This window comes from Polyangium fumosum, from assembly GCF_005144585.1.
Classification (GTDB): Bacteria; Myxococcota_A; Polyangia; order Polyangiales; family Polyangiaceae; genus Polyangium; species Polyangium fumosum.
This window is the reverse complement of the sequence record NZ_SSMQ01000015.1, coordinates 159,685-178,981: the sequence shown is the minus strand read 5'-3', so window position 1 is coordinate 178,981 and position 19,297 is coordinate 159,685. Positions and strand designations below refer to the sequence as shown.

The window sequence follows — 19,297 nt, the reverse complement described above, 5'->3', positions numbered from 1 at the left end:
GCGTTCTCCCCCGCAAATGCGCATGGTTTCCGCGTGGCGTGGCCTTGGTACGCCGCCTGCTAAGGGGCCCGCGCATGATTTCCGGTCGCGTGCTTCTTCGTCTGCTCGCTGCGTCGTTCGCGCTTGGGGCGTGCATCGTGAGCCCCCAGCCGACGCCTCCCGAAGAACCCACGCTCCTCGCGGATCTCATCTCGCCCGGCGGGCCCATGGACATGTCGGAGACCGTGCGTTTCAAGGGCGAGCCCGGCGCGGCCGCGCCGCCCGAAGCCAACGTCGTCGTCACGAACCTGGACACGGCGGATCCGCCGTTCGTGGGGAAGGTCGCCGCGGATGGGAGTTTTGACATCACGGTTCCCGGCGCAGAAATGCATGAATTCCGCGTCGAGATCGTGGGGCCCGGCGGCGGTCGCTCGAACCCCGTCGACCTCGTCCTGAGCCCCGGCGGCGCCACGTTCCAGCCGGGTCCGCGGCCCCTCTCCGATTGCCTCGTGATCGAGCCGGCGCTTTCCCTCGCGTTCACCGGAGCGGGCGATACGGAAACCCTCGTCGTCCGCAATGAATGCCCGGACGAACTCTCGTTCCTCGCGCCGCGCCTCCGCCGCGGGACCGCCGCATTCGGCTTCACGCCGACGGCGCCGTTCGTCCTCGCGCCGGGGGGCGCCGAGACGATCACGGTCGACGTTGGCGCCCCGGCGGGAGAGCGCGTCGACGTGCTCTTCGTCGAGACGACCGGCGCCGTTCGCGATCGCCGTCCCCTCACGCTTTTCGTCATCCCCTGAACACCCAAGTGATTCCCTACAGAAGGAGAACCCCCATGTTTCGATCGAATACGCTCGCCGTCCTCACGCTCGCGGTCCTCGTTTTGCCTGCCTGCGGAGTCCACGTCGATTCGGGCGGCGAGCAAACGGGCTACACCAAGGACGAGGCCCGCGCGATGAACGGCGTCACGAAGGAAGGCACCGACGTCTGCGCCCTCGAAGGCTGGTACGACGACGGCACGTGCGACGATTTCTGTGTGGTCGACGACGGCGACTGCGTGGTCGTCGGCGACACGTTGTGCAGCGAAGAAGCCGGCATGCCGTGTGAAGAAGGGTTTTTCTGCGACTTCCCGATCGACACGATGTGCGGGGCGATCATCGATCAGCTCGGGACCTGCAAGCCCAGGCCCGAAGCGTGCGACCATAACTACGATCCGGTGTGCGGATGCGACGGCCAGACGCATTCCAATGCGTGTACCGCGAATGCCGCCGGTACGAGCGTCGCGTCGGCGGGGAGCTGCCCCTGACCTCGACACGACGGCCCCGGCATCCGCCCCACGACGCGTGGTTGGACGGAATGTGACAGGTTCGCGAACGCGCGGCGCGGGGCTGCTTCGACCTTGAGAAGTCCTCCAGCCGGGATAGTCTCCCGGGACGTCTTGGTTGGAGGTCTTCCGTGTCGAAGCTGAGCAGGCGTTCCTTTCTTCAGGTGAGCAGCCTTGCCGCGAGCGGTTGGGCCTTCCCGGGCTGCATCGAGAAGGCGGTCGAGATCCCGGCCCACGTGAGGACACGCTCGATCATGGACGTCGAGCACGTGGTGATCCTCCTCCAGGAGAACCGCTCGTTCGACCACTATTTCGGCACGATGCGCGGCGTGCGTGGCTTCGGGGACCGGTTCACCATTCCCCAGGCGGAAGAGGAGAGCGTCTTTCGGCAGCGCAACGGCGCGGAGGTGATCCTGCCCTATCACCTCGACTCGACGGCCGGCAACGCCCAGCGCGTGGAGGGCACGCCTCATAGCTTCGTCGACGGACACGAAGCCTGGGATCACGGCCGGTACGGCCAATGGCCCGCGTGGAAAGCGCCGCAGTCGATGGGGTACTACAAGCGCGCCGAGCTCGAATTCCAGTTCGCGCTCGCCGAGGCGTTCACGGTCTGCGACGCGTACTTCTGCGGCGCCCACACCAGCACGAACCCGAACCGCCTTTTCGCGTTCACTGGCACCATCGACAGCCTCGGCCAGCACGGCGGCCCGGCCATCGACAACTCGCACGATTTCCTGGGCGCCATTGAATCGGGCTACACCTGGAAGACGTACGCCGAGCGGCTCGAAGAAGCGGGGATTTCGTGGCTCGTCTATCAGGACTATACCGACAATTTCTCGGACAACCCGCTCATCGGCTTCCGCTCGTTCCGACAGGCGTTCTTCGAGGACCAGGAATCGCCGCTCTTCAAGAAGGGCATCGCGTCGAGGCTTTCGAATCAGAACCTCGATGGGTTTCGGGAAGACGTGCTCGCGGGGCGCTTGCCGCGCGTCTCGTGGATCGTCGGGCCGGCGGATTACTCCGAGCATCCGGGCCCGTCGAGCCCCGTGCAGGGCGCCTGGTACGTGCAGCAGGTCCTCGAGGCGCTCATCGAGAATCCCGAGGTCTTCAGCAAGACGGTGCTTTTCGTCACGTTCGACGAAAACGACGGCTTTTTTGATCACGTGCCGCCGCCTTGTGCTCCCTCGCGGCGTGACGACGGCGTGCTCATGGGGGCGAGCACCGTGGACGATACGGGAGAGCGTTATGACGATACGCTCACCGAGCCGCTCGGAGGTCACCCGCACGGGCCCGGCGTGCGTGTTCCCATGTGGGTCGTCTCGCCATGGAGCCGGGGCGGGTTCGTCTGCTCCGAGACCTTCGATCACACGTCGATCTTGCGCTTCCTCGAAGCTCGATTCGGTGTGAAAGAGCCCAACATCAGCCCCTACCGGCGCGCGATGTGCGGCGATCTCCTCTCGGCGTTCGATTTCGTGACGCCGAACGACGAAGACCTGCCCGCATTGCCGAGCCTCACGCAGGAAGAGGCCGATGCCCTCCGCGCGGAGCAGGAGACGCTCGCGCAGGTGACGGTCCCGACGGGGGAAAACGGCTCGCTCCCGCAGCAAGAGACAGGGACTCGGCCGTCGCGCGCGCTGCCCTACGAGCTCGAGGTCCGGTGCGTGATCGACGAGGACGAGGCCGTGCTGACCTTCGTGAACACCGGCAACGCAGGGGCCGTGTTCCACGTGTACGACCGGCTCGCGCTCACGGAGATCCCGCGGCGTTATGCCGTGGAAGCAGGCAAATCCCTCGAAGGGCGTTGGCCGGCGACCGGGCAGCAATATTCGCTCTTCGTGCTCGGGCCGAACGGCTTCCATCGTGATTTCGTGGATGCGGGGTCGCAGGGCGGGATCGAAATCGAGACGATGTACGACGTGGCCGGGTCACGGCTCGGGATACGCTGCACGAATGCGGGGGCGGCCATGCGCCGCTTCCTCGTGACGCCACGCGCGTACACGAAGGAGGGCGCGACGCTCGATGTCGATGCGATGGGCACGGCGGACGCGTGGTTTGACGTATCCCCGAGCGGCCGCTGGTATGATTTCTCGGTGACCGTGGAGGGGGAGGCGTCTTTCCATCGTCGTGTCGCGGGGCGCATCGAAAATGGAGAGCCGTCGATCACCGATCCAGCGATGGGGACGCCCGGGTGAACGCGGCGAAGGGGGCTCTCGTCACCGCCGCGGTCCTTGGCGCAGCGGTGGCGGATCGCGGAAAGGGACGAGTTGCGCGCGGGCCTGGGCCTCCGTCTTGAAAAAAGCGAGCTCGAATGGAAAAGCGTGAGGGGCGAGCGCGCGGCCCGCTTTGACGACCATCGCCGCCACGATTCCGAGCGTGAAGCTCGTGCCATGAACGGCGATGGCGCGGTACGGATACGGACGAGCGGCCCGAGAGAGCTTCGACCGCGCATCGGGAGGGATGCTTTCGAGGTCGCGCATGTCTACGAGGAAGGCGAACGTGCCGTAGCGGTCGCCGAGCTCGTACACGAGGCTCTTGTACGCATCCACCTCCGCGACATCCAACGTGCCGTGCATCTCCATGCACAGGAAATCCGGGGCCTCCAGCCATAAGCGTTGCTTCCCGCACATCCACTCGAGCGGAGGGCTCATCCCGCCGTTGTACGCAAACAGAGCGCCCCGCGTACAGCATTTTCCTTCCTCGTACCTGCGGGCGTGGCTTGACCGGGAGGCCGTCCCGCGCTGGGATGCAGAGGAACACCGATGGCGACTCCTTCCTCCTTGCCCGCCGTGATGGCCGCGCTCGCCGCGAACACGCTGGTGACGCTCCTCAAGTTCGTGGCCTTTTTCCTGTCCGGCTCGGGCGCGATGCTCTCCGAGGCCATCCACAGCGCTGCGGACACGGGCAACCAGCTCTTGCTCTTCATCGGGCTGAAGCGCGGCGCGCGTCAAGGCGACGAAGAATTCCCTTATGGATACGGCGGCGAGCGCTTCGTGTTCGGTTTGCTCTCGGCCGCCGGCATTTTTTTCATCGGCTGCGGCGTCACCGTGTACCACGGCATCGAGGGGCTGCGGGATCCTCACCCGACCTCGGTGAACGTGGTGACGTTCGTAGTCCTCGGGCTCTCGTTCCTGATCGAGGGGAGCGCGCTGCTCTTCGCCGTTCGGAGCATCGCCGCGCAGCGCGGGAGCATGCCGTTCTTCCAGTACGTGCGCGAAAAAGCGGATCCCGCGTCGGTGGCGATCCTGCTCGAAGACGGCGCCGCCGTGCTGGGTCTGCTCCTCGCCGCGGCCGGCATCGTCGCGTCGTACCACACGGGGAGCCCGGTCTGGGACGCGATCGCGTCCATCCTCGTCGGCCTGCTCCTCGGGTTCGTCGCGATTCACCTCGTCACGCAGAATCGCGGTTTGCTCATTGGGATGGCCGTCCCCGACGGCGTGGAGGAGACGTTCGTCCGCGTGCTGCGCGAGCGGCCCAGCGTTCGCGGGGTGCGTGATGTGAAGAGCCGGCGGATCACGCCCGAGCTCTACAAGCTCAAAGCCGAGGTCACGTTCGAACCGGCGTTCCTCGCAGCGCGGCTCGATCAGGCGTTGCCCCCGCAGCCCGGCGCCCTCTCGGGCGTGGAACGCGAAGCGACGCTCCGGACGGTGGCGGACGGCGCCCTCCGCGCCATCAGCGACGAAATCGACGCCATCGAGGTGGCCGTCCGCGCTGTGATCCCGGAGGCGGGGCACATCGATATCGAGGTCGACCATCACCTCGAAGAGCGACGCGCCGAAGCGACGCACGATCGCGCGCCTCCGCGGGCGCCAAGCGCTCCGATGTGGGATTGATCGGCTTCCTCGAAGGAGGTTGCCATCCTCGTCACCGAGCTCCTCGTCATCCTCGCGCTCGTGCTGGTGAACGGTGTCCTCGCCGGTGCTGAGATCGCGGTCGTGGCCCTGCGGGGCTCCCGGCTCGATCAGCTCGTGGCCGAGAAAAACAAGCGCGCTCGCGCCGTAAAAGATCTACGCGACGATCCCGAGCGGTTCCTCGCCACCGTGCAGATCGGCATCACCGTCATCGGCGCACTCGCGGGCGCGTTCGGCGGCGCCACCTTTTCCGCGGATCTCGCGCCCGTGCTGCGGCGCGTCCCCTTTCTCGGAGACCACGCGGACGCCCTCGCGCTGGGCCTCGTGGTCGTGCTGATTTCGTACCTCTCGCTCGTCCTCGGCGAGCTCGTGCCCAAGTCGCTCGCGCTACGTTACGCGGAGACGTATGCGCTTTTCATCGGGAAGCCGCTCCTCGGCCTCTCCTGGCTCGCGCGCCCGCTCGTCTGGTTCTTGACCGCGAGCTCGAACGTCGTGCTTCGCCTCGTCGGGGACAAAACCACCTTCACCGAGGCGCGGCTCTCGCCGGACGAGCTGCGGCAGCTCGTCGGGGAGGCGGCGAAGGCCGGCTCGCTCGATCCGAGCGCAGGCGAGATCGCCGCCCGCGCGTTCGATTTGCCCGAGCTGTCTGCGGTGCAGGTCATGGTCCCGCGCCCGCGCGTGGTGAGCCTGCCGCACGATGCGCCGCTCGACGAGGTGCGCCGCGTCGTCGCCGCGCATGGGTATACCCGAATGCCGGTGTACGAAGGGGATCTGGATCGCGTCATCGGGTATGTGAACGTGAAGGACGTCTTCACGCGCGCCTCGGGCGAAGCGCCGTTCACCGTGAAAGAGGTCTTGCGGCCCGCGTATTTCGTGGGGGAGACCATGCGCGCGGTCTCCTTGCTCGACGCGATGAAGAATCGCCGCACGCAGCTCGCCATCGTGGTCGACGAGCTCGGCGCGACGAGCGGCATCGTCACGCTCGAAGATCTCGTCGAGGAGCTCGTGGGCGACGTCTTCAGCGAACATGAAGCGCCCGGTCCGGAGCTCGTGCGGCGCGAGCCGGATGGGACGTTCCTCGTCCTCGGCAGCGCGCCGGTGCACGACGTGAACCGCGAGCTCGGGCTCGATTTGCCCACCGGCGAGGGCTTTTCGACCCTCGCGGGGCTCGTCCTCGACCTCGCGCGAAGCATCCCCCCGGTCGGGGCGCGGCTCGAAACGCCGGACGGGACGAGCCTCGAGGTCGTCGAGGCCACGCCACGCCACGTCAAACAGGTGAGAATCAGGCCGCCCGTTCCCCGGTAGCAGGCGCGTTGACATTCGCTCCGCAGACGGAGACGCTCGTTCGTGAGGTCACATGCGAACCCACGGAGCTTGTCTGGCATTCCTTCTGACGTCCCTCGCCGCCACCACGGCCGCCTCCGCCGCAGAGCCGGCACCGCCGATGGCGGCGTATGCCCTCCCGTCCGTCGAGGGGTCACGCGAGGTCTGGTACGGCTGGCAAACCCTGACGATCGCCGGCGCCTCCCTCGGCGTGGGGACCGTTCCAGCGGTGTTTTTCGGCGTGCATCCTTATGTCTGGCCGCTTTCGCTCAGCGGAATGGTGTTCAGCGGGCCCATCATGCACTGGAAACATGGGCGGGTCGGCAGGGGATTCGCGGTGCTCGGGATGAACGTCGGGGCCGCGGGGACCGCCCTCGGCCTCTCCCTGCCGGTCGCGTGCATCTTCGAGAAATGCGATGGGTTTTACCTCGAATACGGCATTGCCATGAGCTACCTGGGCGCGCTGATCGGCGTGGTCATCGACGCCGCAGCGCTCTCGACCTACGAGGCCCCCGCGCCGCGCACGGCCCAAAGGCCCCCGCGCCTCGTTGACTCGCTCGCGCCGGTGATCGACGTTCGGCAGGGGCATACGGTGCTCGGCGTGGCAGGCGCATTCTGAGCCGTCCATTGGTTCGACTCAGCGTGGTGACAGGCAAGCCAGGATCGCGTCCCTCGAAAGCTTCACGGCGTTCTCCGGCGCGCTCGTGGCCCCTGTCGCGAGGGCGTCGTCGAGCCCCGCGTAACAATCGCCGCCTACGCGTTCCGGGCCAAACCCTGCCACGTAGTTGATTCCCGCCGCGAGGATCTCCGCCTCCTGCGCCGGCAGCGCCACGGTCTCATACCCCGAGGTGTCGGCCCAGTATCCTTCCACCCAGGAGAGCTCGCCGGGGATCCACGCGCCCTCGACCCAGTGCCCCTCGGTCCAGACGTCCACCCATTGCCCCGGATCGCAGACCGTCTCGTAGATGTCGGTACAGTCCTCTTCGTAATACCCCGGATCACACTGGGTCTCCGAATACCCCGTGTCCACCCATTCGTCGGTCCACTCCACGCAGTTGCCCTCGTCGTCGTACGCGGAGCAGTAGCTCTCCCAGTATCCGTCGTCGATCCACACCTCGTAGCAGGACGCCTCGACCCAATACGTCTCGCACTCCGTGTCGACGTATTCGTCGTAGCAGGCGCCTTCCTCCCACAAGGACTCGGAGTATCCGTCGACCCAGAGCTGCTCGTAATACCCGTCCGAGCGCACCCACGCTCCTTCGACCCAGGCTCCGCGTTCGATCCAGACCTCCTGCGAAGCGTGCTCCGAGGCGGTGAGCACGAGGTAGAGGGATTCCCATACGATCTCCCCCGTCGGCTCCATTCTTACATCGTCGGGGAAGTTCATGGAACGAACGGTCTCGTTCCAGGCCGCGATAGCCTCGTGGTCGCTTCGAAGCACCCGGTCCGCCGCGTGCCCGAAGATGTCCACCCGGCTCTGCTCGGAGCCGTCGATCGGCGCCATGACATCCGCCGAGAGCAGCCCGATCGAGAGAAAGGCCTCCACCTTGTCCCACGTCGCTCCGACGGCCACGATCTCGTCGGGCCCCGGACCCTCGTCCACGCGACGCGCAAACTCGACGTCGAGCGTGCGCGCCTGATCGCCCCGCGTGCCCCGAGACATCGTGTCGTCCATCATCTGGTCGAACGCGGCGAAGAAACCGTCGCTGTACTGGACCGGCGGCGGCTCGCGATTCGTGACGCAGCCGCCGAGGAGGGGGACCATCAGCACCCAAAGGGATCGAAGTGAAGTCATCTTGACTCCTCGCAGGATATCGCGAAGTGTCGTCCGGCGCAGCAACGAGGATCAATCCTCGTCGCTGCCCGTCCCGCGCGTGATCCCGAGCGCGCGGCGCAGCTCCCTCGCCGCCTGGCGAGAGACCTCGACCGCTTGGCCGTCCTTCATGCGCGCGAGGTAGCCGCCCGAGGGCGTGGGTTCGAGCAGGCTCACGTGTTCGAGGTTCAAGAGCGCGCGACGATGGACGCGGACGAAGGTGTCCGCGGGCAGGCGCTCCTCCAGCGCGGCCAGCGAGAGGACGGTGAGCACGCGCCGCCCGCCGGCCGCAATCGTGACGAGCGCGCCATCGAGCTCGGCGAAGGCGATCTCGGCGGGATCGAGGAGCAACACGCCCTCGCGGGTCTCGATCGCGAGCCGCCGCGCGGCGGGGCGAGGGGCGTCCGTTTTGGCAGCGTGGACGATGCGGCGGGCGCGCTCGATGGCGATCTGCAGGCGCCCGGCCTCCACGGGTTTGAGCAAGTAATCGACCGCGCCCACTTCGAACGCGCTGACGGCGTACTCGGCGTGCGCGGTGCAGAAAATCACGTACGGCCGCGGCTCGGGCAACAAGCGGAGCGCTTCGATCCCGGTGAGGCCGGGCATCTCGATGTCGAGCAGGAGCACGTCGATGCCGCCCTGCTGCACGGCTTTGCGCACGGCGTCGCCGCGATCGCACTCGCCCGCGACCACCACGCCCTCGATCGCGCCGAGCAGCCGAAAGAGGCGCGCCCGCGCGAGCTTTTCATCGTCGGCGACGAGCACCCGCAACGCCGTCACGAGGTCACCTCCGGCAGCTCCAGATCGACCCGCGTGTGGTCGCCTTCGCCGCGGATCGCGAGGCGCGCGCGCCCGTCGTAGGCGAGCGCGAGCCGGCGCTCGACCGTAGGCAATCCGTCGCTGCCCGACCTCGGGCCCGTGTAGGGGCCCGGATTCGAGAGCGTGATGCGGAGCGCGCCCTTCGTGCATTGGATCACGAGGCGCACCTCTCCCTCGTGCCCCGCGCCGGGGCCATGTTTCATCGCGTTTTCCGCGAGCGGCAAAAGCACGAGCGGCGGCACGGGCCAGGGTGAGGCGTCCGGATCGATCTCCGTGACGACCGTGAATCGCGACGGATCACGCAGGCTGAAGAGCTCGAAGAGCGTGCGCACGAGCGCGAGTTCCTGCTCGAGCGGCCACCATTCGGCGCGCACGCCAGCGAGGACCGCGCGCAGCATCGACGCGAGGCGCAGCACGGCCTGCTCGGCGACCGCGCCGTCGACGCGGCACCATTCGGCGATGGCGTTCAGCGTGTTGAAAAGGAAATGGGGATCGAGGTGCGCGCGGAGGGCGAGGAGCTGCGCGCGTTCTGCCTCGCGTGCGAGCTTCTCGGCGCGCGCTCGCTGGGCGACGAGGCGCGCCTCGAGATCGATGTCCCGACCGAGCCCCCAGCCGCCGACCCAGTAGAGCGCGAGCGAGCTGAGCAGGTTCCACGGCGCGGTGAGCAAGCTCGGCGGCAGGCGGAACCAGCGAGGGATCACGCCGCCGATGCCGAAGACCACGATCACGCCGAGCGCCGCATACACGAGGATACGAAGCAGCGTGGGACGATCGGCGGCGATCACGCGCCACGAGACCGGCGCGAGCAGCGTGAACGAGGCGCAGAGCGCGACGCCGACCGCGAGCGAGGCCGAGCCGCCCGAGCGCGCCTGCGCGATGAGGAGCGAGACGATCACCACGAGGATCGGGACGAGGCGGCGCGGCGCGGCGAGGGCGCGCAGGGTCGCGAGCGCGAGGGGCTCGGAAGGCTCTTCAGGTCCAGAGGCCACGTTCGCCGTCATTGGCGAAGGTGATAGCCGATCTCGCGACACGGCGGAACGTGCGACCGCTCGACACGGCGCCGCGACCGCTCGCGCCCCACGGTCGACCGTTCACGCACCTTTGCGCGACTCGCCCGGCTGCCGCGGCTATCGTCGTGTCCCCAGGAGACCCACGATGAAGGTGAGGATCGTCGTCGATTACGTGCCCCGCTACCGTCACGGTCATCAATGGCACTTCGTCCCGCCCGTGACGGGGATCCACCTCGCGGCGATCACGCCGTCCGAGCACGAGGTGGAGGTCATTCACGAGCAGGTGCGCCCCGTCCCCGTCGACACGACGCCGGACGTCGTCGCCCTCTCGTTTTTCTCTGGATTCGCCCGCCGCGCGTATCAGCTCGCCGATCGTTACCGTGCGCTCGGCGTGCGTGTGGTCGCCGGCGGTCCGCACGTCTCGTACTGGACCGAAGAGGCCCTGGAGCATGTCGACGTGGTGGTCACCGGCGAGGCCGAGTCGGTGTGGCCCGAGCTTTTGCGTGACCTCGAGCGGGGAACACCGCGCCGCGTGTACCGCGGGGAGCCGGCGTCGCTCGCTGGATTGCCGACCCCCCGCTACGATCTGCTCGAAGACCGCTTCCTCGTCCCGCGCGTCCTCCAGGCCACGCGAGGTTGTCCCTTCACATGCAGCTTCTGCACCGTGCCCGATTTGAATCCGGGCTTCCGCGTGCGTCCGGTGGATGACGTCGTGCGCGACATCGCGACCACGCGGTTTCCTCGTTTCTGGCAGGACAAGGTCGCCTGGTTCTGGGACGACAACCTCCTCGTCCAGCGGCGCTGGGCCAAGGAGCTGCTCCGCGCGATGGTGGGCCTCGATCGGTGGTGGCTCACGCAGGCGTCGATCGACATCGTCAAGGATCGCGAGCTGCTCGACCTCATGGAGCGATCCGGATGCATCGGCATTTTCCTCGGCATCGAGAGCCTCGACGAGGCGGACCTCCGCAGCGTCGACAAACGCCAGAACCGGGTGCGCGAATACCGCGACGCGATCGAGCGCCTCCACGATCGAGGAATCTGCGTGATGGCGGGCTTCATCTCGGGCTTCGACGATCAAACGCCGGAGACGATCGTCGCGACCGCCGACCGCCTCAACGCCGTGGGCGTGGACGTGCCCTTCCTGAGCGTGCTCACCCCCTTCCGCGGCACGCCGCTCTACGACGAATACCTGCGCGACGGCCGGATCCTCACGGAGCGCGACTGGGGCCATTACACCGGCTACGGCGTGGCCTTCCGTCCCGCAAAAATGCGCCCCGACGAGCTGCTCACGGCGCATCGGCGGCTCTGGAACCGTGCCTTCTCGCCGGCGCTGGTGATGGATCGGCTCGTGCGTGGAGCCCGGCAATTGAGCCGCGGCGGAATGATGCTGTCGGCGGCGATGAACGGGTTTTACGGTCTGAAACAGCTCCTGGGCAACGAGCCGGCGTCACCGCCGATCGACGGAGAGGGGCGGATCGTGCACCCCGATCCGAGGGAGGCGCCGTTGCGACTGTCGCAAATTGGCGTGCGTCGCGCCGAAAAGATGAACGCCACCGTGCACGCCGCCAGCGCGGGAGGCCTTCGGTAAAGCGCCCGCCGCGCCAGGGCGCTGCGCCGGACCCCGCGGGGGGCTGTCCGCCCCCTCGACCCCGGACCAGCGAGGCGCTGGACCCAGGGTTGAAAAACTGCGCGGAGCGCAGTTTTTCAAACGGGCCGACGAAGAAGCCGGATTGCCCGCAGAACCCGCAGCGCGGCTGTCTCGGTGGGCAACGTCGCTGCTGGTCTTGACCGGGCCTGTTCGATGAACTGCGCATCGCGCAGTTCATCGAGCTTGGGTCCAGCCCCAGGCTGGTCCGGGTGCAGGGGCGGATAGCCCCTGCTGGGGCCTGGGGCAAAGCCCCAGCTCCGCGCCTTCAGCCCATGAACCGCTAAAGCTCCGAGGGGCGATACATCGGGCCGCCGCTCGAAGGCCGCGCGGTCGCCGTCGGGGGCGCGTTCGGATCTCGCTTGGTCGTCGCGGTGGCCTTTCCCGTATTCGACGCGGAGGGCGCCGCCCGCGCGGACTCCATCGCGGGCGGCGTGGGCGCCGCGGAGGCGCTCGGCGGGGGCGCGGGCGCGAGAACCATGCTCGGCGTCGGCGCGATCGTCGGAGGATCAACCGAGGGCACCGGCTGTGACAACACCACGGGCGCGCCCTCGTTGGTCCTCGGAGCACGAAGCATCCAAAAGGCGCCGCCAGCGAGCGCGACCGCCGCGACGCTCGCCATCACGAGCGGCGCCGTCCGCATGCGTTTGCCGCGGGTCTCGTCCGGAGGCACGATCACGGCCGACGCGCTCTCCGAGGACTTCCTGTCGGGGGAGCTCATCCTGTCGGGGAAACTCGCGGCCGACGCTCGCCCGGAGACGGGATTCTCGATGCGCGTCGGGACCTGCGCGGCCTGGCCTTCCGCGTTGCTCTTCGCGCGCAGATCGACTGGCGGGGTGTGGACCCCGTGCGCCCGGACGAACGAGGCCACGGCGCGCGGCGTGGCGATCTTCATTCCCATGCTGCGGGCGGCTTCGTCCAGGGCCTCGGCGAAATCGGCCGCCGTGGGATATCGATCGTCCGGGTTTTTCTCGAGCGCGCGCATGCACACGGCGTCGAGCGCCTCCGGGACGTCGGGATTCACGGAGCGCGGGGAGGGCGTCTCGCTCGCCACGACCTTCGCGAGCATCTCGGCCTCGCTGTCGCCGCGGATGAGCCGCTGCAGCGCCATGAGCTCCCACAACAAGACGGCGGCTGCATAGACGTCCGTCCGCCGATCGACCGGCAATCGCCCCGCTTGCTCGGGCGACATGTACCCGATTTTGCCCTTGAGCTGCGAGCCGTGGGTCGTCGAGATACGCGCCTCGGCCCGCGCCACGCCGAAATCCGTGATCCTCGCGACGCCGTCCACGCCGATGAGGACATTCTGCGGCGATACGTCGCGATGCACGAGATGGAGGGGTTTGCCCTGCGCGTCCGTCAGCTCGTGCGCGGCGTGCAGCCCGGCGAGCATGTCCAGAAACACGCGGAGCGCGATCTCGAGCGGCAGCGTGTTCCCTTGCTTGTGGAGGGAGCGCAGGAGCTGCTGCAAAGAAGCCCCCTCGATGTACTCCATCACGATGAAGACGCCCCGCTCGTCCTGCTGGACGTCGATCGTGCCGACCACGTTCGGGTGGCGGATCTGCGCGGCGAGGCGCGCCTCGTCGAGGAACATCGCGACGAACTCGGGCTCGTCGGCGAGGTGCGCGTGCATCGTCTTGACCGCCACGAGCCGCTCGAAGCCGCCCATGCCGCGGGCGCGCCCGAGGTACACGGTCGCCATTCCGCCCGATGCGATCAAGTGCAGGATCTCGTACCGCCCTCCGCGCAGATCCATCGTGCTCCCCTCAAGGCTCGTTTCCCCAAACGAGCACACCCTTCGAATAGAGCGTGACCTTCGTCCATTCCTCGAAGTCGACCTTCGTCGGATCGAACGAGTAATCGCTCGTCTGGTTCACGAGCGTGAAGTTCTGCGTGTGCAGGCGCGCCTGGATCTCCCCGGTGGTGTCGCCGGTGACGAGCACCCCGGCGTCGGGCATGAACGATATCTCGACGTACATGTCGGCTTTCACGCCGGTCGCCGCGCCAAACGTCCCCGCCGTGTAAATGCAGTTGAACGGGGCGAAGTCGCAATTGTAGATGAAGTTCGCCCCGCCGTCCCTCGTGAACCAGTAACGGATCGTGAGGTCGCTCAGCGGCACGTTGTCCTGGGTGTCGTTCACGATCTTGAAGTGCGGCTTGATCTGGATGTCGTCGGCTGTCGTGTTGGCCGCCTTGTATTGCAAGCGAAGGCCGTCCGGAGGCGGGCCGCCGCCGCCCATGCCGCCGCCGCCCATGCCTCCCCCCATGCCGCCGCCGCCCATTCCGCCGAGGCCCGCTCCACCTGCGCCGGCATCACCTCCGGCGCCGCCGGATCCGGGACCCGTGGCCCCGGTCCCGCCACTCGGGGCGAGCCGCGGATCGTACCCCTCCCAATCGAAGCTACACGCGCCGACGAAGACCGCGGCGACGGCGGCGACGGCGAGCAGGGGAGACGACGCGGGACCACGCCCAAGGATCGGACCCATTTCCCCCTCCTAAAAAGCTACCGTGCAGTGAAAGCCCGCGCGCCCCGGGGACATCGTGAAGCCCGCGCCCACGGCGGGGCCCGCGGGCGACCCGAAACTCGTGCGTGCAGAATCCGAGGGCGGAGCGCTGCGACCGCCCGACGGCCCGCCGAGCCAGACCATGAGCCCCCCGCCGAGGAGCCCGGCCGCGCCCAGGGCGAGGCTGACATTGGCGGCCGTCGTCAGCGCCGTGCCGCTGTCGACGACGTCGGCATATTTCAGATCGGTACAGCGCGCCCCGTGGCATTCGTCTTCGAGCGTCGCGAACCGGCTCCGGGCCATGAGCCCCGTCACGCCGAAGACGACGAGCCCCGCGACACCAACGCCCGCGAGCGCGATCCCCGCCGTCCGCACGGGGCCGCCCCGCCGGACCTCGCCGCCGGCCGGCTTCGGGGCCTCCACGCGCACCGGGCCCGTCGGCTCGACCTTCTTGGGCGGCGGCTCCGGGAACTCCACCGTCACCTGCGCGCTCTCGCCCGCCTTGACCGCTTGCTCTCGCCGCTCGACGCGCCCGTCCGTGTGGGTCGCCGTCACGACGAGGGTCCCGGGGTCCACCGCCATGGGAACGCCCAGTTTGTCCGGCGGTAAACGTGTTCCATTGACCGTCACGTCGACGCCCGCGGGATTCACGAGCTTGACGACGAGTTTTCCCACCTTCGACTCGAGGAGCGCGACGTGCTTCGCGGCGGCGTCGCGGGTCCGTACGTATTTCGGCTCGGTCTCCGCGCGCGTCGTGGCCTCGCGCAGCGTCGCGGACATTTCTTCGTAGGCCTCGGCCGTCCTCCCGAGCGCGACGAGGCAGGTGCCTATCATGATGCGCGCGTTCGGGCTGCTTGAAGCATTGTAGGCGTGGCGAAAGCCAATGAGCGCCTCGGCGAAGTTGCCTTGATCGAAGAGCTTTTGCGCCGAGGTGTAAAGATCCTGCGCGGATGGAGTGCTTTGGGTTTGGCCCCCCGTCGCGGCGTCTCCGTCCCCCTGGGCGATGGCGGGCGTCGCCGTGCAGAGGAGCAGGGCGACCACGAAACACGGGAACACGCGATTGCGGGTGCAGGTCATTGGCCTCTCCCTCGTGGAGGCTGCGGCGGTACGTGCACGAGAGGGCTCCACGTGGCCCTCGACCGCTCGCTCGACGCGGACGGTGGTAGGTCCCCTTGGATGCTGCGATCACGCAGCGTCCCGCCTGTCTCCCCGCAAAACCCCATCGCCGTGGCCACGCTACATGAAAGGTTCGGCCGTCGCGACGGCATTGATGGTAAAACGTCTTTTTTTACTGTGGACGACGCGCGGCGTCGTAGCCGGGAGCGGAGGCCGAGCGCGCGCAGAGGTGTTTGCCCACGCGCGGAGTCTTGTACGCCAACCATACAGTCGAGCGGTGCGTAGGGCGAGGCACCTCGTATCACCCTGCTTGGAAATGTACGACGCGGGTCCGCCGCCGAATGCTTCCTGGCGTCGCCGCCCGTCGAGCTGCCCGAGCGCGTCGGCCGAGAACCTCTCGTTCTCGTGGAGGAGCACGTCGAGCCCCGCGAGCTCACCCGGGCTCGCCCCGCGGCTCTGTTCGGCTTCAGAGCCGCTTCGTCTCGTACGACTTCGTCCTCGGATTGCCGTTGAGGAGGTAGTCGGCGCTCACGGATCCGTTGGCCGCCGTGCCGATGAACGTGGCCTGCGTGAAATACTGCCCAGGCTGCCCTGCGATGCGGCAAATCGAGAGCTCCGTCTCGCCGTAGTACTGATCCCGCAGCACGGCCTTGATGGCCTCGATGTTCGGTTGCCGATCGAGGATCGCCTCGGCGCGGGCGAGCCGAAGGTACGTGCTGTGATTCTGGCTGTACTTCACGGTTTGCTGGAACATCCGCGCGTGGTTCGTCGAAACGAACCAGCCTTGCCGAGGCGAGAGCGTCAGGACCTTCGCCGTGCCCGGCCGGTCGCCGGGGTAGTATTCGAGAAAGATCGCTTGCGTGGGGTCGGCGATCAGGACGATGTCGGGGGACTTGAAGCTCGGATCGGGGTTGCCCGGATCTCCCTGGGTCAAGTACCAATTCGAAAGGTATGCGACGGCGTCCGCGCTCGTGCCGTGGTCGGCGATGGACGCCTCGTAAGCCCGGAACAGCGCGTCGACCGGGCTGCTCTCGCCCACGTGGCTGCTCGTGCGCGCGCATAACGAAGGCGGCGTGTCCGGGCTGCCGGGGTCTTGTTCCGTGTAGTAGTCGGCAGCCACGAAGCCGACGCCTCGCTGGTTGACCCCCGACCAGATCCCCGGGCGCCCCTCGCGCCGGAAGGCGAGGTAGCGCCCCGCGATCCCCTCGGCGATGTCGGGCTCGAGAAACCTCGTCTTCTGCGTCAAATCACACTGCTTGAACACATGCGTCGTGCCCTCGACGCGGACCCACCCAATGGTACACATGGCATCACCTCGTCTTTCCGGTGTCGGGCGTCAGAGGATGTTCACGCCCGTGTTGGGGACGAACATGTAGCAGTAGAACGCGTATTCGACGATCAAGTCATTGGGGTTGTAGTCGGGCGCGGTCTTGTCGGGCTGAATGGGGCCCTGGTTGACCTGCCAGTTCGCCTTCGCGGGATCTCGAATCGGGTTGCCGGCGAAATCGAAGTTCGTGACCTGGTCGTTTCCGTCCTTCTGTGACCAGGAGCGGAACTCGACGTTGTCGTCGCAGCGCGCCCAGTGATAATCACCGGGCCAGTTTGCGTCCCCCGGCGGCGAGATCATGAGCGCCACGAAATGGCCGTCGAGGGCGCCTTGGGTCCCCTTGCGGCTCGACGCGAAGGCAAAAAGCGAGGCCATGTCCTTGCCGACCTCGATGAGGCCGTCCTTCGTGGCATACGCCGCGACGGTGGCGCCGTCGAGCGTGTCCAGCGTGAGCAGGTTGCCGCTCGCCCGACCCGGCTGCGGGAAGGTGTTCGTCGCGATGTTACACCCGTAAGCATAACAGTTGTTGTTCGGCTGGAACCTGGACGACATGAAGGAGCCGTCACAATCGCCCGCCGGGTTGTAGCTGTTCGAGGTCCCGCGGACGGTCTTCGCGTACTGCGGGACGCCGATGACCCGCGTGGGGGGCGGACTCGTGATCGTCACGTTGACGGTCGTCGGGGCGATCTGGTGTTCGTCGGGCGCCGGCCCGCCGAGCGCGGCAAACGTGATGCGATGGCGCGTGTCCTCGGGCGCGGCGATGCCGCTGAACTTGAAACGTCGGGGCGTGGAGGACGATTTCATGGGTCTTCCTTTCTCGATGTCTGCGTTCGCCTGCTGATACAAGGTGATGGTGGCCGTGTTCGCGGAGTAGTCGTAGACCTGCAGGTACAAGCTCTCGTCGCTCGTCGATCCGCCGAGGATCAACAAGGACGACGCGCCGCGCGCGTCGCCGGTGTTCGTGGCCCACAACGCGCCGTTGTACCTGCCGTAAAAGACGAGGTTCCCGTCGTCCTGCATGACGAGGCGCCCCGGCATTTCGTCGGGGGGTGGGCTCGAAAGCGCGGTCCACAGGACAGCGCCCGTGCTCGTCGTCAGGATCGGCCCACGCGCCGGATCGTTGCTCAGCGTGGCGCTGCCATCGAGCGCCGAGATCGATTGGCCCGCCAGGAGCGCGGCATTGGATCGGCTGTCGAGCCGGCTCACGCTCATCATCTCCCCGAGCAGATCGAGCTGCGTCAATTGTTTCACGTCGGCGAGGGACCATCCGTTGTGCTTGGCGGCGGCGAGGAGGACCATCACCTTCGCGAAGGCCGCCGTCGGCGTCATGTCCGCCGGGCTGAGCGCGCCCACGGCGGGAAGCCACGCGCCGGCCGCGTAGGCGCTGTCGTTCACCACCCCGCGGATCACCTGCGTGCAATCCAGGATGACGACGCCCGCCTCGTTCGCCTGGTCGAGGGCCTTGTAAATGGCCCCGGCGCTCGGCGTGTCGGGGTTGCCCGACGGAAAATTCCCTTCGCCGTACGATTCGAGGATCAACGCCTTGATCCCCTGACCCACACAAGCGGTGATCAAGTTGGCCAGGATGGCCGTGGAATTGCTGGTGTTGTACCAACCCGGGAACGCATTGAACTGCATGACCGGGAACGCGTTGATGCACGCCTGGATGTCGGCGAGCTGCGCGATCGCCGCGGATCGCGCCGTCGTGTTGTCGAGGCTGACGGCGAAGCTGACGGGCGGAGGCTGTACGTTGTCGGCATGCAAGGTGAACGCGACGCCGTATTGCCCCAGGGCCGGGTAGTTCGGCGAGGAGAACGCGTCGAACTCGCTGGCGTTCGTCTTCAGCACCCGGCTCCCGCGGAACAAGTTGCTGTCGAAATAGACGCACACTTCGGGGATGCCGGTCTGCGCGGACGCGACCGCGCCGCAGAAGTTCTGAAACGCGTCCGTGTTGTAGTTCAGCGAGAGCGCCTTCGTCGTCGGGTCCTGATAGAACATCGGGACCTGCGAGCCGGTGATCACGATCGGCTTGCTCAGCGCGGCGGTCGCCACGCCTCGCGCATCGAAGCACGAGAGCAGGAAGGGCAGCGCCGTGCCGGTGAAGTCCATGCTGTCGGTGCCGTGCAGGACCACCCACCCGTCGTAGTCGGCGTAATGGTTCAAGATGTACGCGCCGAGCAGGCACCAATCCGTCGGCTGCAGGTTCGTGCTGTCCAGCGTCCCGGACTTGGACTCCGGGAACACGAGGTCCGTGATGTAATCGATGCGGAGCCCCGGGAACTTCTGGAGAAGGATCGGGTTCATGATCGTTTCGCACGCCGAAGCGAAGTCGCTCGCCGTCATGGGCCCCAGGGGGTTGCCGACACAGCTAATCGTACCCCCGGTATTGATCACCGCGATCTTCACGATGGTTCTCCCCTCTCTTCGTGCTCGTCGCACGGTTGTCTCCCCCGTATTCCCCCGCGTATCCCCCACCTCATCGTCGATCCCGATCGATGAGGGCCTTCAGCATCGCCCCGCCTCGCGCAAAATGTCAAGAGGTTGTTGCGATGGGCACAAGTCTTCGCAACCCTCCGGTGCCCGCTCCTC

The 19,297-nt window shown here is 67.3% G+C and carries 16 protein-coding genes; 7 read left to right on the top strand and 9 right to left on the bottom strand.

Annotated elements, in window-relative coordinates:
* The first annotated feature begins 74 nt into the window (after positions 1 to 74).
* From E8A74_RS54780 to E8A74_RS16915, 3 genes are all read left to right on the top strand, one after another.
* On the top strand, positions 75 to 779 hold the full coding sequence (locus E8A74_RS54780) for a hypothetical protein (protein WP_136930046.1): 705 nt from the start codon (positions 75 to 77) through the stop codon (positions 777 to 779).
* Between the two features lie 35 nt (positions 780 to 814).
* Entirely contained in the window at positions 815 to 1,285 is a 471-nt protein-coding gene (locus E8A74_RS54775) for a Kazal-type serine protease inhibitor domain-containing protein (RefSeq protein WP_232379604.1), read from the top strand.
* A 149-nt stretch (positions 1,286 to 1,434) separates the two neighbouring features.
* A complete protein-coding gene (locus E8A74_RS16915; protein ID WP_136930045.1) occupies positions 1,435 to 3,495 on the top strand; it encodes a phosphocholine-specific phospholipase C in 2,061 nt (686 codons plus the stop codon).
* 21 nt (positions 3,496 to 3,516) lie between these two features.
* Here E8A74_RS16915 and E8A74_RS16910 read toward each other — a convergent pair whose 3' ends face one another.
* Positions 3,517 to 3,951 carry an STAS/SEC14 domain-containing protein gene (locus tag E8A74_RS16910; RefSeq protein WP_136930044.1) on the bottom strand — a complete coding sequence of 145 codons (435 nt, stop codon included), beginning with the start codon at positions 3,949 to 3,951 and terminating at the stop codon, positions 3,517 to 3,519.
* A gap of 111 nt (positions 3,952 to 4,062) precedes the next feature.
* On the opposite strand from E8A74_RS16910, the gene E8A74_RS16905 reads away from it, so the two are divergent.
* Genes E8A74_RS16905 through E8A74_RS16895 form a run of 3 tightly spaced genes read left to right on the top strand, consistent with a single transcriptional unit; the run spans position 4,063 to position 7,093 of the window.
* Positions 4,063 to 5,133, top strand: coding sequence for a cation diffusion facilitator family transporter (locus tag E8A74_RS16905; protein ID WP_136930043.1), 1,071 nt, complete (start codon positions 4,063 to 4,065; stop codon positions 5,131 to 5,133).
* A gap of 48 nt (positions 5,134 to 5,181) precedes the next feature.
* On the top strand, positions 5,182 to 6,456 hold the full coding sequence (locus E8A74_RS16900) for a hemolysin family protein (RefSeq protein WP_136930042.1): 1,275 nt from the start codon (positions 5,182 to 5,184) through the stop codon (positions 6,454 to 6,456).
* A gap of 52 nt (positions 6,457 to 6,508) precedes the next feature.
* A complete protein-coding gene (locus tag E8A74_RS16895) occupies positions 6,509 to 7,093 on the top strand; it encodes a hypothetical protein (protein ID WP_136930041.1) in 585 nt (194 codons plus the stop codon).
* 18 nt (positions 7,094 to 7,111) lie between these two features.
* Here E8A74_RS16895 and E8A74_RS16890 read toward each other — a convergent pair whose 3' ends face one another.
* The 3 genes from E8A74_RS16890 to E8A74_RS16880 are packed head-to-tail and all read right to left on the bottom strand — an operon-like array spanning position 7,112 to position 10,095.
* On the bottom strand, positions 7,112 to 8,269 hold the full coding sequence (locus tag E8A74_RS16890) for a hypothetical protein (protein WP_136930040.1): 1,158 nt from the start codon (positions 8,267 to 8,269) through the stop codon (positions 7,112 to 7,114).
* A gap of 51 nt (positions 8,270 to 8,320) precedes the next feature.
* The gene (locus tag E8A74_RS16885; RefSeq protein ID WP_136930039.1) at positions 8,321 to 9,067 is read right to left on the bottom strand and encodes a LytR/AlgR family response regulator transcription factor; all 747 of its coding nucleotides are present in this window, start codon (positions 9,065 to 9,067) and stop codon (positions 8,321 to 8,323) included.
* Positions 9,064 to 10,095, bottom strand: coding sequence for a sensor histidine kinase (locus E8A74_RS16880; RefSeq protein WP_232379602.1), 1,032 nt, complete (start codon positions 10,093 to 10,095; stop codon positions 9,064 to 9,066). The genes E8A74_RS16885 and E8A74_RS16880 overlap by 4 nt, the downstream gene beginning before the upstream one ends.
* A gap of 166 nt (positions 10,096 to 10,261) precedes the next feature.
* Here E8A74_RS16880 and E8A74_RS16875 point away from each other — a divergent pair, with 166 nt between their 5' ends.
* Positions 10,262 to 11,704: a B12-binding domain-containing radical SAM protein gene (locus E8A74_RS16875; RefSeq protein ID WP_136930037.1), complete on the top strand. Its 1,443-nt coding sequence runs from the start codon at positions 10,262 to 10,264 to the stop codon at positions 11,702 to 11,704.
* Between the two features lie 340 nt (positions 11,705 to 12,044).
* Here the strand turns inward: E8A74_RS16875 and E8A74_RS16870 are convergent, their stop codons facing one another.
* From E8A74_RS16870 to E8A74_RS16845, 5 genes are all read right to left on the bottom strand, one after another.
* Positions 12,045 to 13,517, bottom strand: coding sequence for a serine/threonine-protein kinase (locus E8A74_RS16870; RefSeq protein WP_136930036.1), 1,473 nt, complete (start codon positions 13,515 to 13,517; stop codon positions 12,045 to 12,047).
* A gap of 10 nt (positions 13,518 to 13,527) precedes the next feature.
* Positions 13,528 to 14,247: a cellulose binding domain-containing protein gene (locus tag E8A74_RS16865; RefSeq protein WP_170229180.1), complete on the bottom strand. Its 720-nt coding sequence runs from the start codon at positions 14,245 to 14,247 to the stop codon at positions 13,528 to 13,530.
* Between the two features lie 9 nt (positions 14,248 to 14,256).
* Positions 14,257 to 15,342: a tetratricopeptide repeat protein gene (locus E8A74_RS16855; protein ID WP_136930034.1), complete on the bottom strand. Its 1,086-nt coding sequence runs from the start codon at positions 15,340 to 15,342 to the stop codon at positions 14,257 to 14,259.
* Positions 15,343 to 15,847: 505 nt separating this feature from the next.
* Positions 15,848 to 16,687, bottom strand: coding sequence for a C45 family peptidase (locus E8A74_RS16850; RefSeq protein ID WP_136930033.1), 840 nt, complete (start codon positions 16,685 to 16,687; stop codon positions 15,848 to 15,850).
* Positions 16,688 to 16,717: 30 nt separating this feature from the next.
* Positions 16,718 to 19,114 carry an asparaginase domain-containing protein gene (locus E8A74_RS16845; protein ID WP_170229179.1) on the bottom strand — a complete coding sequence of 799 codons (2,397 nt, stop codon included), beginning with the start codon at positions 19,112 to 19,114 and terminating at the stop codon, positions 16,718 to 16,720.
* Positions 19,115 to 19,297: the final 183 nt, after the last annotated feature.